This window comes from Nostoc sp. NMS7, assembly GCF_017115085.1.
GTDB lineage: Bacteria > Cyanobacteriota > Cyanobacteriia > Cyanobacteriales > Nostocaceae > Nostoc.
This window is the reverse complement of record NZ_JABXKJ010000249.1, coordinates 122346-136816: the sequence shown is the minus strand read 5'-3', so window position 1 is coordinate 136816 and position 14471 is coordinate 122346. Positions and strand designations below refer to the sequence as shown.

6 protein-coding genes are annotated in these 14471 nt (G+C 40.7%); all 6 read left to right on the top strand.

The window, feature by feature from the left end; genetic code table 11:
* Positions 1 to 9: 9 nt before the first annotated feature.
* The 6 genes from HWQ38_RS35740 (at position 10) to HWQ38_RS35715 (ending at position 14376) form a co-directional block, all read left to right on the top strand.
* The gene (locus HWQ38_RS35740; protein WP_292803784.1) at positions 10 to 4641 is read left to right on the top strand and encodes a type I polyketide synthase; all 4632 of its coding nucleotides are present in this window, start codon (positions 10 to 12) and stop codon (positions 4639 to 4641) included.
* A 69-nt stretch (positions 4642 to 4710) separates the two neighbouring features.
* A complete protein-coding gene (locus HWQ38_RS35735) occupies positions 4711 to 6270 on the top strand; it encodes a condensation domain-containing protein (protein WP_292803781.1) in 1560 nt (519 codons plus the stop codon).
* 37 nt (positions 6271 to 6307) lie between these two features.
* Entirely contained in the window at positions 6308 to 7318 is a 1011-nt protein-coding gene (locus HWQ38_RS35730) for a TauD/TfdA family dioxygenase (RefSeq protein ID WP_292803778.1), read from the top strand.
* A 22-nt stretch (positions 7319 to 7340) separates the two neighbouring features.
* A complete protein-coding gene (locus tag HWQ38_RS35725) occupies positions 7341 to 11981 on the top strand; it encodes a non-ribosomal peptide synthetase (protein ID WP_292803775.1) in 4641 nt (1546 codons plus the stop codon).
* Positions 11978 to 13384, top strand: coding sequence for a condensation domain-containing protein (locus HWQ38_RS35720; protein ID WP_292803772.1), 1407 nt, complete (start codon positions 11978 to 11980; stop codon positions 13382 to 13384). Before HWQ38_RS35725 ends, HWQ38_RS35720 begins: the two co-directional genes overlap by 4 nt.
* Before the next feature lie 107 nt (positions 13385 to 13491).
* Entirely contained in the window at positions 13492 to 14376 is an 885-nt protein-coding gene (locus HWQ38_RS35715) for a cupin-like domain-containing protein (RefSeq protein ID WP_292803769.1), read from the top strand.
* Positions 14377 to 14471: the final 95 nt, after the last annotated feature.

Sequence of the window (14471 nt, the reverse complement as noted above, 5' to 3'; positions counted from 1 at the left end):
GATAAATTTATGAGTATTTCAGAAACGCCAAATTCTCTAGAAGGAATAGCAATTATTGGCATATCAGGACGTTTTCCAGGTGCTAACAATATTGAAGATTTTTGGGAAAATTTACGCTCTGGAGTAGAATCAATATCTACTTTCACGAATGAAGAATTAATTGCCTCTGGAATTGATCCAGAATTACTTAGTAATTCTAATTATGTAAAAAAGCTTGCTATATTAAAAAATATAGATTTATTTGATGCTTCATTCTTCGGCTTGAATCCCAAAGAAGCAGAAATTACAGACCCGCAGCATCGTTTATTTTTAGAAAATGCATGGGAAGCATTAGAAAATGCTGGCTATGACTCCCAACGTTGCGAAAGTCGGATTGGAGTTTATGCTGGTTCTAGTTCAAATAATTATTTATCATTGGATTTAAATAGCGAGCGCACTGGATTGGCTAGCATTTTCCAAAAGGGAATTGGCAACGAGAAAGATTTCCTGGCGACTCGCGTTTCCTATAAATTAAATCTGACAGGCCCAAGTCTGACAGTACAAACTGCCTGTTCTACTTCCTTAGTAGCTATTTCTTTAGCTTGCCAAAGTCTATTAAATTACCAATCCGACATCGCTTTAGCAGGTGGAGTATCTATTCACATTCCCCAAAAAACCGGGTATTTGTATGAAGAAGGGGGTATTTTATCACCCGACGGTCACTGTCGTGCCTTTGATGCCAAAGCTAAGGGAACAATTATTGGTAATGGTGTAGGAATTGTGGTTTTAAAGCGGTTGGCTGAGGCGATCGCTGATGGTGACAATATCTATGCTGTAATTAAAGGTAGCGCCATCAATAATGATGGTTCTGGTAAAGTTGGTTACACAGCACCCAGCGTTAACGGACAAGCAGATGCGATCGCAGAAGCACTTGCTTTAGCTGGGCTAGAACCTGAAACAATTAGCTATGTAGAAGCTCACGGGACAGGAACTATCTTAGGCGATCCCATTGAAATTTCTGCTTTAACAAAGGTTTTTCGTGAAAGTACAAATAGAAAGGGCTTTTGTGCCATCGGTTCAGTAAAAACAAATATCGGTCATTTGGACGCAGCTGCTGGGATTGCAGGACTGATTAAAACAGTTCTAGCCCTTAAACATCAGCAGATACCACCCAGCTTAAATTTTGAGCAACCTAATCCCCAAATAGATTTCGCCAATAGTCCTTTTTACGTTAATACAACGCTCACAGAATGGAAAACCGGACTTACCCCTCGTCGGGCTGGAGTCAGTTCCTTGGGTATTGGTGGGACTAATGCTCATGTAATTCTGGAAGAGGCACCAGCGTTACCAGCTTCCAGTTCCTCTCGCCGTTGGCAGTTATTGGTACTTTCTGCCAAAACAGACTCCGCTTTGGAAACTGCAACAGCAAATCTGCTTCAATACCTCAAGCAACATCCCGATATTACCCTGGCGGATGTGGCGCATACGTTGCAAGTAGGACGCAGGGAATTCAATCATCGTTGCGTATTGGTGTGCCAGGATATCGAAGATGCAACCAGCGCCTTACAGCAGCCAGATCCTCAAAGAGTTTTCACTCACTTACTCGAAAGTGGCGATCGCTCCATCGCGTTTATGTTTCCTGGACAGGGCGCTCAATATGTGGATATGGGTAAAGAACTATACCAGACTGAGCCGATTTTTCAAGAACAGGTGGATCTGTGTTGTGAATTGCTTCAACCTGATTTAGGTTTGGATTTGCGATCGCTCATTTATCCGAGCGAGTCTGAGTCAAAAGGCACAGCAGAAAAACTACAACAAACTGATATTACTCAGCCAGCACTATTTGTGATTGAATATGCTCTGGCTCAGTTATGGATGTCATGGGGCATTTCTCCCCAGGCGATGATCGGGCATAGTATTGGGGAATATGTCGCCGCTTGTTTAGCTGGTGTTATGTCTCTTGGCGATGCTTTGGGGCTGGTGGCGGCTCGTGGGCGACTGATGCAACAACTACCATCTGGTGCTATGCTCTCCGTACCACTGCCAGAGGAAGAAGTTATACCTCTGCTGAATGAAAAATTATCCCTCGCTGCCAGCAATGCACCAGCATTGTGTGTGGTTTCGGGAACTGATGATGCTATAGATGCATTTCACAACAAGCTCCAAGATATAGAGTGTCGTCATCTATATACTTCCCATGCTTTTCATTCCCCAATGATGGAATCCATCTTGGAGTTGTTCCAAAATAAAGTTAGTCAAATCAAACTACATCCTCCAAAAATTCCTTTTGTTTCCAACCTCACTGGCACTTGGATCACCGCAGAACAAGCTACAAATCCAAATTACTGGGCAAAGCATTTACGGCAAACAGTTCGCTTTAGCTCAGGTATCTGTGCATTGCTTGAAGAGCCAAATCGCATCCTCCTAGAAGTTGGCCCTGGGCGGACTTTGTGTACTCTGGTTAAACAGCATTCTCATCAAGCCGCAAGACAAGTAGTATTACCTTCTCTACGCCATCCCAACGATAAAAACTCAGATGTAGCCTTCTTACTCAACATTTTAGGACGGCTCTGGTTGGCAGGAGTTTCAGTAAATTGGTTTAATTTTTATGCTCAGGAACGACGTTACCGCGTGCCTTTACCTACTTACCCGTTTGAGCGTCAGCGTTACTGGAAAGAACCGGAAGCACAAGTTGCCGGATTCACTCAAAAGCAAAGCAAACTGGGTAAAAAGTCAAATATTACAGACTGGTTTTATGTTCCTTCTTGGAAAAGAGTTCCTCTAGTCAAAACAAGAGAGATTCCGTCTGGTTGTTACTTGGTATTCCTTGATGAGTGTGGGATAGGTACACAAATTATCCAACGCTTGCGGCAATCTGGACATGATGCGATCGCTATTCAAGTGGGAGAAGAGTTTAACCAACTTGATAGCAATACTTACACTATCAATCAGGCTCGGCAGCAAGACTATAACGCCTTGATTCAAACATTGAAAGAACAAGGTAAAACACCGAATGCGATCGTCCATTTGTGGGGGATTACTCAATCGCCACCTCAGTCATTGGAAACCATCCAAAATCTAAGTTTTGATAGTTTGATTTACTTAGCGCCAGCTTTTGGACAGCAGCTAAGTAATTCTATTCAACTCTTAGTTGTCACTAATCATCTATACGACATCACTGGCGATGAACAGTTATCTCCTGAAAAGGCTATAAGTTTAGGTCCATGTAAAGTTATACCTCAAGAATATAGCCACATTACCTGTCAGCTAGTTGATGTAGTGTTGTCTGAATCAGGAACAAACCAAGTTGTAGAACAGTTGATTGCAGAACTAACAGCATCAGACAACTTAACGATTGCCTACCGTCACAATCATCGCTGGGTTCAAACTTTTGAACCAGTTTCTTTACAAAAAGCTACCACAAGCAAAACACATTTGCAGCAACGGGGAGTTTATCTAATTACAGGTGGGCTGGGAGGTATAGGCTTAGTACTTGCTGAATACCTTGCCAAGACGTTACAAGCCAAGCTGATTCTAGTCGGACGCTCTGGATTACCTGCAAAAGAACAGTGGGAACAATGGCTGACAACTGATGATGCTGATGATACTACTAGCTGTAAGATTCAAAAAGTCCAACAGTTAGAAGCACTAGGGGCTGAAGTACTGGTATTATCTGGTGATGTGACTAATCATGAGCAAATGCGTAGTGCGATCGCTCAATCATTAGAACACTTCGGTGAGATTCATGGTGTTATCCACGCCGCCGGAGTTGCTGGTGGTGGCATGATTCAACTCAAAACACCAGAAATTGTTGAGAGTATTTTTGCGCCCAAAGTCAGAGGGACATCAGTACTAAATGATGTCCTTAAGGATGTAAATTTAGACTTTTTAGTTCTCTGTTCATCCCTGACCTCAATCCAAGGAGGATTAGGACAGGTAGACTATTGTGCTGCTAATGCATTTTTAGATGCTTTTGCTCACCGCAATACTTCTAGAAATGGTCAATTCACAATGTCAATCAACTGGGATGCATGGCAAGAAGTCGGTATGGCGGTGAATACTACCGTTCCTGACGAACTCAAAAAGTGGCGTGAAGAAAATGTTAAAAATGGGCTTTTATCTGTAGAAGCTGTGGATGCTTTTAGCCGAATATTGGAGAATTCGCTCTCTCAAGTCGTAGTCTCAACCCAAGATTTACAAGCCGTCATTGACGAAACTAATAACTTCCTTGTATCAAGTTCTCTTAGCCAACAATCAGAGAATAATAGACAATTATCTGCTACCAGACATCCGCGACCTCTTCAAGGAAATACTTATGTCGCTCCCCGCAATCAGATTGAGCAAAAAATTGTAGATATCTGGCAAGAACTCATAGGCATTGAAAAAGTGGGGATTTACGACAACTTTTTTGAGTTAGGCGGACACTCTTTACTCGCTGTTCAAACTATTTCCCGCCTCCGGGAAACCTTCCAAGTAGAATTGCCCCTACGTTCTTTATTATTTGATAACCCTACTGTTGCTGAACTGACTACTGTCATTCAGGAAAAACAGTTGAAACCAGAACAAATGGATGAGATAATTCAGATGTTAGCAGAGGTAGAAAATCTTTCAGTCGCTGGAATTAAAGAACTGCTTGCTAAAGAATCACAAACAAGTTTTTAGGATCATTTCAAGATATTGTCTATGTAAGTGTTTCTCTCACAACAAAAAGCATGAAAATATCTAACTTTTATGAATGATATTTCTCAAAGAATTGCTGCTCTTTCTCCAGAACAACGCGCACTATTTGAACTGCGTTTGAAACACAAGGGTTTAAGTTCCGTCAATAGTAAATCAATTCCAAAACGACAAGATCCAAGCTGCTTCCCCTTGTCTTTTCATCAGCAACGGCTGTGGATTCTTCACCAATTAGATCCACACAGCCCTGTTTACAATATGCCCATTGCCATATCATTCGAGGGACTCCTGAATGTGAAAGCACTCGAACAAAGCCTTAATCTAATCCAGCAACGACACGAAGTACTGCAAACCTGTTTTAAAACAGTGGGAGGGCAACCCGTGCAGGAGAAAGTTAAAGTTTCGGATTTGATGTTGAGACTGCCTGTGATTGACCTGCGAAAGTTATCAGAAAGTGAGCGGCAGCAGTCGGTACAATATTTTGCAAAGGAAGAAGCCCGACAACCTTTTGACCTGTCACAGGGAATACTATTGCGAGTTAAGCTGCTGCAAATCGCTGAGGCTGAACATGTTCTGTTATTCACGATGCACCACATTATCTGTGATGCCTGGTCTGGTGATGTGATTATTCGAGAACTGACAGCACTTTACGAAGCTTTTTGTCGTGAAAAACCCTCACCACTCAAGGAACTCCCCATCCAGTATGCAGATTTCGCTGTATGGCAACAACAGTGGTTGCAAGGAGAAATACTTGATACTCAGTTGGGCTATTGGAAGCAGCATCTGGACGGTGCTAAGACTGCGCTTTTACCAACAGATCAACCACATTCTCAGGTAGAAAGTTCTGCTGGCAGAAGGCACTTTTTCGCACTTTCTCCAACACTGTCCAAATCCCTCAAATCTCTGAGCCAGCAGCAAGAAGTCACTCTCTTTATGACTTTACTAGCGGCTTTTAATACGTTGTTGTATTGGTACACTGCTCAAGAAGATATTCTTGTCGGTTCTCCCGTTGCTAACCGCAATTTTAGTGAGATAGAAGAGCTAATAGGCTTCTTTGTTAATACCTTAGTATTACGTATTGATCTTTCAAATAACCCCAGCTTTAGAGATTTACTGCAAAGAGTGAGGGAAGTCGCTTTAGCTGCATACGCTCACCAAGATTTACCTTTTGAAAGACTAGTTGCAGAATTACAACCAGAACGGAACCTCAATCACACACCCCTATTTCAGGTATGGTTTGTCCTCCACAATACCCCGATTTCAGTACTGAAGTTTTCCGGACTAAAACTTAGTCTTGTAGAGACTGAAAGCGGAATGGTACGGCATGATTTGAAGCTCGATATTTCAGAAACATCAGAGGAACTAAAAGGTTTCTTTGAGTACAAAACAAACTTGTTTCGTGCTACTACTATCGCTTCTATGTCGGAACTTTTTGAAATTATTTTAGCCACAGTTGTTGCACAGCCTGATATCAAGTTGAGTCAACTGGTGGAAATTCTTAATGAAGCTGAAAAACAACAGCAAATACTTAAAACTCAAGATTTTCAAACAGTGCGTCGTCATAAGTTAGGACAGGTAACGCGCAAAGCAATTACTGGCAATGGTCAGATTTAGAAAAAATAGTTTTAATTACAACTGACGCCGAAAACAAATGAATTTAAAATCAGGTAGACGAAAACCAATCATTGTGTCGCCAGAAGAACTCATAAAAACAGAGTTTATTCTGCCAGAACAGCATTTACCATTAATTATTAAACCTTATGTCAATGGCATAAACTTGATAACCTGGGTAAACAACAATCGGGATTGGCTAGAAGCTCAATTATTCCAATATGGAGGAATTCTTTTTCGTAACTTTAATATCAAAGCCGTTGAGGAATTTGAACAGTTAATTAAAACTATTTCTGGAGAATTAATTGAATATTCTTATGGGTCAACTCCTCGCAGCCAAGTAAGTGGTAATATATATACATCAACTGAATACCCCGCAGAAGAATCAATTCCTTTACACAATGAAATGGCATACGCCCGAAGCTGGCCAAAAAAAATATGTTTTTTTTGTGTAAAGGCGGCAACAGAAGGCGGGGAAACACCAATTGTTGATAGTCGAAAAGTATTTCAACAGCTCGATCCAAAAATCAAAGAGCAATTCATTCTCAAAAAAGTTATGTATGTCCGTAATTACGGACAAGGACTTGATTTACAGTGGCAAAATGTCTTTCAAACCACTAAAAAACTTGAGGTAGAAAGTTATTGTCGTCATGCTAATATCGAGTTTGAGTGGCAAGATGAAACTAATCTCAAAACACGTCAAGTCTGTCAAGCTATTGCTACTCATCCGCGAACTGGTGAAATGGTGTGGTTCAACCAAGCACATTTGTTTCATATTTCCAACTTAAAAACAGCAGTCCGCGATTCTCTACTTTCGGTGCTAAAAGAAGAAGATTTACCACGCAACGCTTTATATGGTGATGGTTCTAAAATTGAAACATCAGTAATCGAAGAAATTAATCAAATATATCAACAAGAATCAGTAACGTTCTCCTGGCAGGAAGGAGATATTTTAATGCTCGACAATATGCTAGCTGCTCATGGACGTAAGCCGTTTATTGGAGATAGAAAAGTGCTTGTAGGTATGGCAGAGCCGTATTGTGCGTCATAAAAATTAGTGATGGATGGTAAATATGCAAAATTCTGCTATAGAAGGATTCCAAATTTCACCTCAACAAAAGCGTTTATGGCTGTTGGCACAAGAAAGCGATCGCCAAGCCTATCTTGTTCAGTGTGCAGTCTTAATTGAAGGAGATATCAAATATTCAATTCTCGAAGTTGCCTTACAAAAAATTGTTGATAGACACGAAATTCTCCGAACTAACTTGCAGGCATTAAAGGAAATGAACATTCCTTTACAGGTTATCCATGAGAATAGTTCGGTATCTATTAATTACTACAATTTTCATGATCGAGACTTAGAAAAACAACAAGGTGAAATTGCTAATTTATTTCAGCTATATAAACAGATAAATTTTGATTGGCAGAATGGTAGTGTTTTAGATATAAGTTTAATTAGTTTCTGTCCAATTAAAAATATTTTAATGCTGGGTCTGCCATCTTTTTGTGCAGATATAATATCAATTAATAATTTGGTGCGAGAAATAAGTGATACTTACACTGCTTGTTTGCATCAACAACAATTACCAAATGAACCTTTGCAATATGCAGATATTTCCGCATGGCAGATTGAATTATTTGAAGGAGAAGATACGGAAATTGCTAGAGAGTATTGGCGCAAGCAGAATATTTCAAATTTGTTGAAAGGAAAGTTACCTAGAGAAAAATCTCTGCCCACCAACATCGGCTTTCAACCCCAATTTATTGATATTCACTTCCATCCAGATATAGTAGATAAGATTCAAGCACTGGCACAGACAAATGCTGTGAGTGTGGCGACAGTCTTAATGGCTTGCTGGCAGATATTAATTTGGCGTTTGCTCGACAAGTCGGAGATGGCGATCGCAATTTGCTGTGACGGCAGAAATTATGAAGAATTAAAGCCAGCAATTGGATTACTGGCCAAATATCTCCCTGTCGCTGCTGATTTCGATGAAAATGCGACATTTGCGGAAATATTGCCACAAATTGAGAAAAAGATTAGCGAGGTTTATCAATGGCAAGAGACTTTTAATTGGGAACAAGTTGTCTCTAGTAATGGGAAGAGTCAAGAATTGTCATTTTTCCCATTTGCTTTTGATTTTGGATTGCAGCCTACTAAGTATTTGGCTGATAATGTCACATTTTCTATTAATAAGCAGTACGGTTGTATTGAGCGATTCCAAGTCAAACTCTCCTGTTTGCATGGGGATGATTCTCTAACAGCAGAGTTACACTATGATGCCAACTTATTTACTCACCAAGATATGGATTGCTTGGCAGCACAATTCAACTCTGTGTTAGCTAGTGCAATTAATAATCCCACAAACAAGATCGCCCAACTAAACATCCTCAGCCCAGATCAGCGCCAGCAACTACTATTTGAATTTAACAAAACCGAAACCAACCACTTCCAACATCAATGCATCCACGAGCTATTTGAACAGCAGGTAGAGCGTTATCCAGAACAGGTAGCTGTTGTTTATGAAAACCAGCAATTGAGTTACGCCCAGCTTAATAGCCGTGCCAATCAACTTGCCCACCATCTACAAACCGTAGGCGTTGGTTGCGAAACAATTGTGGCACTGTGCGTCGAGCGATCGCTGGAAATGATCGTTGGTCTTTTGGGAATTTTGAAAGCGGGTGGAGCCTATCTTGCTTTAGATCCTTTACTACCAGCTGAACGTTTAGCTTTCATGTTGCAAGATGCTGATTCCTCCCTGATTTTGACCCAACAGCACTTAACTCAACTGTTCTCTAAAACACAAGCGCCGATCATCTGTCTAGACACCGATTGGGGTGTAATTGGTCAACAATCAGATGAGAATTTGCAAAAAGTTGCAACTCCAGAAAATTTGGTTTATGTAGTTTACACTTCCGGCTCCACCGGCAAACCCAAGGGTGTGGCTGTTGAGCATCAGCAACTCCTCAACTATTTATATAGTATTCAAGAGAAATTAGATTTGCCTGCTAATGCCAGCTTTGCAACCGTTTCCACCTTTGCTGCTGATTTAGGTAATACAGCGATATTTCCGGCTTTATGTACAGGGGGATGTCTTCACGTCATCTCCCAGGAACGGGCAACTAGTCCAGAGGCTTTAGCAGATTATAGCGATCGCCATCCTATCGACTGTCTTAAAATTGTTCCATCTCACTTAGATGCTTTGTTAAGTGCCTCCCAACCTGAAAAAATCCTACCTAAAAAGCGCTTGATACTAGGTGGAGAGGCGCTAAATTGGAAATTAGCTGTAAAACTCCAGCAATACGCACCAGAGTGTCAAATCTTCAATCACTATGGGCCATCAGAAGCAACTGTGGGGGTTTTAACCTTCATGTTTGAAGGTGAGCCAATGGGGGATAAATCTGATTATGTGCCCATCGGTCGTCCACTCACAAATACCCAGGTCTACATTCTGGACAATTATCTGCAACCTGTACCTCTGGGAGTGTCTGGAGAACTTTATATTGGCGGAAATAGTTTAGCGCGGGGCTATCTTAACCATCCAGAACTGACGAGGGAGCGGTTTATTCCCAACCCCTTCCAAAGAAGCAGAGGAGCCAAAGAAGACAATTGCGATCGCAAAGCGTGTACAAAGTACTCTCGCCTCTACAAGACTGGAGATTTAGCTCGTTATCTCCCTGACGGCAACATTGCATTCTTGGGACGAATCGACGACCAAGTTAAAATTCGTGGCTTCCGCATCGAACTTGCTGAGATTGAGTTAGTATTAAGACAACATCCTGCTATCCAAGAAAGCATTGTATTAGCACGGCCAGACAATTTGGGTAACAAGCGTCTCATCGCTTATTTTGTCTCAAATCAGCAATCTGAATCTGCGGTTAACGACCTGCGGAACTTCCTCAAAGAGAAACTGCCGGAATATATGCTACCGGCTGCTTTTGTGCAGATCAAAGCATTGCCTCTAACCCCCAACGGCAAAGTAGACCGTCAAGCATTGCCTAATCCTGAGAGTGTTAAACCAGAGTTAGCCGGAAAATTTGTCACTCCTCGCAATCCCATTGAAGAAGCGATCGCCAAAATTTGGTCTGGGGTGTTGGAACTTGAGCAGGTAGGAATTTATGACAACTTCTTTGAACTGGGTGGAGATTCGATTATTAGTATTCAAATCATCGCCAAACTCAACCAAGCAGGTTTACAACTAACCCCCAAGCAGTTATTTCAGAACCCGACTATTGCGGGATTGGCTGTGATTGCAGGTACAGCCTTAACTCTAAAAGCTAAACAAGAAACTGTAACAAGTTCATTTCCTCTGACGCCAATTCAGCACTGGTTTTTGGAGCAGCATTTAGACAATCCACACCAATGCAATCAGTCCTTACTACTAGAAGTACCAGCAGAAATTGCCCCAGATATACTGGAGCAAACAATACAGCAATTGCGATCGCACCATGATGCCCTACGCTTGAAGTTTATCCCTGATGAATCAGGTTGGCAGCAAGTGAACGCTGGAGTGGATGAACTTAAAGCCGTACCTTTTTCCTATGCAGACTTATCAGCATTGTCAGTAAGCCAACAAGCGATCGCCTTTGAAACCACTGCTACTCAACTACAGACGAGTCTGAACATTACAGAAGGTTTGCTCATGGGTGTGGCGCTGTTTAACTTCGGTGTCAACCAGCCACAACGCCTGCTGTGGGTTATTCATCATCTAGCGGTGGATGATATTTCTTGGCGAATTTTGCTGGAAGATTTTCAGCAAGTGTATCAGCAGTTGAGTCAGGGAGAGTCAGTTAAGCTACCCGCAAAAACAACCTCCTTTCAGCAATGGTCTAAGTTTCTTCAAGAGTATGCCCAGACAGTTCAGTTTCAGCAAGAGTCAGACTATTGGTTGCAAGCATCTGATGACTCCATTTCACCTGTACCTATAGATGATCCCGACGGTGCTAAAAGTGGGGCATTAAATGATAGTGTATTAGTCTCTTTGAGTATTGCAGAAACTCAAGCATTATTGCAGGATGTACCAGTAGCTTATCATACCCAAATCAACGATGTACTGCTGACGGCATTAGTACAAACTTTTGCCCAGTGGACAGGTAGCAAATCGGTGTTATTAGATTTGGCAGAACCTGGACGAGAGTCCATCACTGAGGATATCAACTACTCACGGACAGTTGGCTGTTTTACAACTATTTTCCCAGTACTATTAACTTTGGCAGGAATTTCCCACTCAGGGGAAGCTCTCAAAGCTATCAAAGAGCAACTTAGGAGCGTCCCTAAGCATAGCATTCGTTATTTGAGCAACTCCTCCGTAACCGCAAAACCGCAAAACCTTCTCCCCACTGCCCAGGTGAGCTTTAATTACCAGGGTCAGGTTGACCAGATTCTCCCCAATGCATCTCTATTTAAAGTTGTCAACCAAAACTTCATTAGCAACCCCAGTCCACAAAGCAATCAACTAAATATCAACAGTTTTGTGCTTGGCTCTCAACTGCAACTCAAGTGGAATTACAGCACAGAAATTTATCAGCGAGCCACGATTGAACAGCTGGCTGCGAAGTTTGTGGAGAAATTACAAGCACTTATTGCCCATTGTCAATCTGCTCAAACCGGAAGTTATACACCTTCTGACTTTCCGAATGCAAACTTCAGTCAAAGTGACCTCGATAAATTGCTAGCAAAAATCAATCGAGAAAATAAAAAAACAAGCAAATGAAAACAGAAAATATTGAAGATATATATGAACTCTCACCCATAGAAAAGGGTATCCTCTTCCATAGTTTATACACTCCTGAATTTGGAATCTATTTTTTCCAGATGCCTTTTGTATTCCGTGGGCATCTAAACCTTACGGCTTTCGAGCAGGCTTGGCAGCAAGTTATCGAGAGACATACCATCTTACGTACTGGCTTTTATTGGGAAGACATTAACAAGCCACAACAAGTAGTGTATCGGCAAGTAAGAGTGCCTCTAGAGCAGCAAGATTGGCGGGACATAGATTTAGAATCACAACAAGAACAATTAAAGTCTTTTCTGGAGAGCGATCGCAAGCGGGGTTTTGATTTGTCTCAAGAATGCCTGATGCGCCTGACTCTCATCTGCCTCAGCGAAGACTTTTACCAATTTATCTGGAGCAGACATTTTCTGATCATAGATGGGTGGTCAGTACCATTAGTGCTGAAAGAGTTTGTTCAACTTTACGAAGGTCTTTGCCAGGGTGAGAATGTATCTTTAGTACCCAGCATTCCTTACAGAAAATATATTGATTGGTTGCAAAAGCAAGACATAGCCAGTGCTGAAACTTTCTGGCGGCAAACACTTAGCGGCTTAAAAACTCCCACTTTCCTAAAGTATCTAGATGTAGAAAATTTGTCTAGCCAGAAAGAAATATATGAAGAACAACGAATTTATTTATCGCCAGCAACCACAGATGCACTGCAATCTTTAGCACGGCAACATCATCTAACTCTGAGTACGCTATTTCAAGGAGCCTGGGCTATACTTCTTAGTCGTTACAGTTGTGAAAACCAAGTCGTTTATGGGTGTACTGTTGCTGGTCGTCCCATAGAATTAGTCACAGAAGAGCCAATTATTGGGCTGTTTGTCAATACTTTACCTGTATGGGTGAATGTGAATCCTGAACAATCTCTACTGGTGTGGCTAAAACAACTTCAAGAACAACTAGTTGAGATGCGTCAGTATGAATGGACTCCATTAGTAGACATTCAAGGATGGAGTGAAGTGCCACGAAGTCTACCCCTGTTCGAGAGTATCTTAGTTTATGAAAATGCACCAATAGATCGGGTTTTAAGAGACTGGCAGGGAAGTCTTGAGGTTGAGAATGCAACGATATTCTCGAATTCAAGTAGCTTTTATAAAACGAATTATCCCATAGCGATCGCTGTATATCCTGGCTCAAATTTTTGTATTGGCATCGACTATGATTTCCGCCGTTTTGACACTGCCACAATTACGGGAATATTGCAGCATTTTGAAATATTGCTCCAAGATATCGTCACTCATCCTGAAGCAAACTTGAAGGACTTGTCTTTACTGACATCAAAGCAACAGCATTTAGCTTCAAAATTAGAAAAAGAAGTTGCCTTTAATTTTGTTTAGAGCAATTACATAACTAAGATTACACTAAAAAAACTTGGAATTCTAAGTGTTGTCAGTTGTCTCTTTTGTTCAGCCTAAATAAAGTTATCAAAAAACCAAAGCAATTTATGATCGTTTCCACCGAAATAGAACGTCGATATAAACTTTCAAATGATGAATTTCAAAGAGAATATGTTCAAAAGGGAAAACCAGTCATTATCTCAGGTGTTATTGAAAGTTGGGATAGCTTTGAGAAATGGTCACTAGAATATTTTAAAAATATTTTTCCTAGTCTGAAAATTTATGCAAAAAAATTTAGTAAGACTGAAGGAATCGACTTAATTAGAGTTACTATAGAAGAATACGCAAAACTTATCAGTTCTTTTGAAAATAATCCTGATAATAATGACTTACCACCTTATTGTCATGATCTACCATTATTTAGTTTAATCCCTGCACTAATAGAAGATGTTCAACCGTTTCCTCTAAATTATTTGCCAAAATGGTATCATTACAAATGGTGGCGTTACTGTCAATTTTTCATAGGTTCCTCTAAAAGCATTACCCCACTACATTTTGATTGCCTTCTGACTAACAATATTTTTTTTCAAATTGTTGGACGAAAACAATTTACTCTACTACAGCCGGAAGATGCAAAATATTGTTATCGTCAAGGTTGGCGATGGTTTCTGATTGATCCAGAAAAGCCAGATTTTAATAAATATCCTCAATACAAATATGCAAGGCCAATTAAATTTATCGTAAATCCTGGCGATATTTTATATATGCCTCCTGGGACACTGCATCATGTTAGAAGTTTAGATACATCGATTTCTTTTAATATTGATTGGCACACCGAAAAAAGTGTCTTAGATGCTCTAGCAGCCAGTATGCGTGGAATGCCAGCAAAAAACTCATATTACAACTTGTTATTACTATTGGGATTAGTCTTTAAAATCCCGCCACAGATGATTTTTAGGTTTTATAAGTCTTATCTCAATTATGTTTCTTAAATAAGTTGAGAATGATTGATTTTAATTCATTAATTCAGACTCACTTTTAGTGGTTGCACAAGAATTTATTCTAGTCAGATCGGATTGAAATTCTT

Bases quoted from the DNA above. Each gene is read 5' to 3' on its own strand.
- HWQ38_RS35725 (WP_292803775.1), top strand. From the start codon at position 7,341: ATGCAAAATTCTGCTATAGAAGGATTCCAAATTTCACCTCAACAAAAG.
- HWQ38_RS35715 (WP_292803769.1), top strand. From the start codon at position 13,492: ATGATCGTTTCCACCGAAATAGAACGTCGATATAAACTTTCAAATGAT.
- HWQ38_RS35740 (WP_292803784.1), top strand. From the start codon at position 10: ATGAGTATTTCAGAAACGCCAAATTCTCTAGAAGGAATAGCAATTATT.
- HWQ38_RS35720 (WP_292803772.1), top strand. From the start codon at position 11,978: ATGAAAACAGAAAATATTGAAGATATATATGAACTCTCACCCATAGAA.
- HWQ38_RS35735 (WP_292803781.1), top strand. From the start codon at position 4,711: ATGAATGATATTTCTCAAAGAATTGCTGCTCTTTCTCCAGAACAACGC.
- HWQ38_RS35730 (WP_292803778.1), top strand. From the start codon at position 6,308: ATGAATTTAAAATCAGGTAGACGAAAACCAATCATTGTGTCGCCAGAA.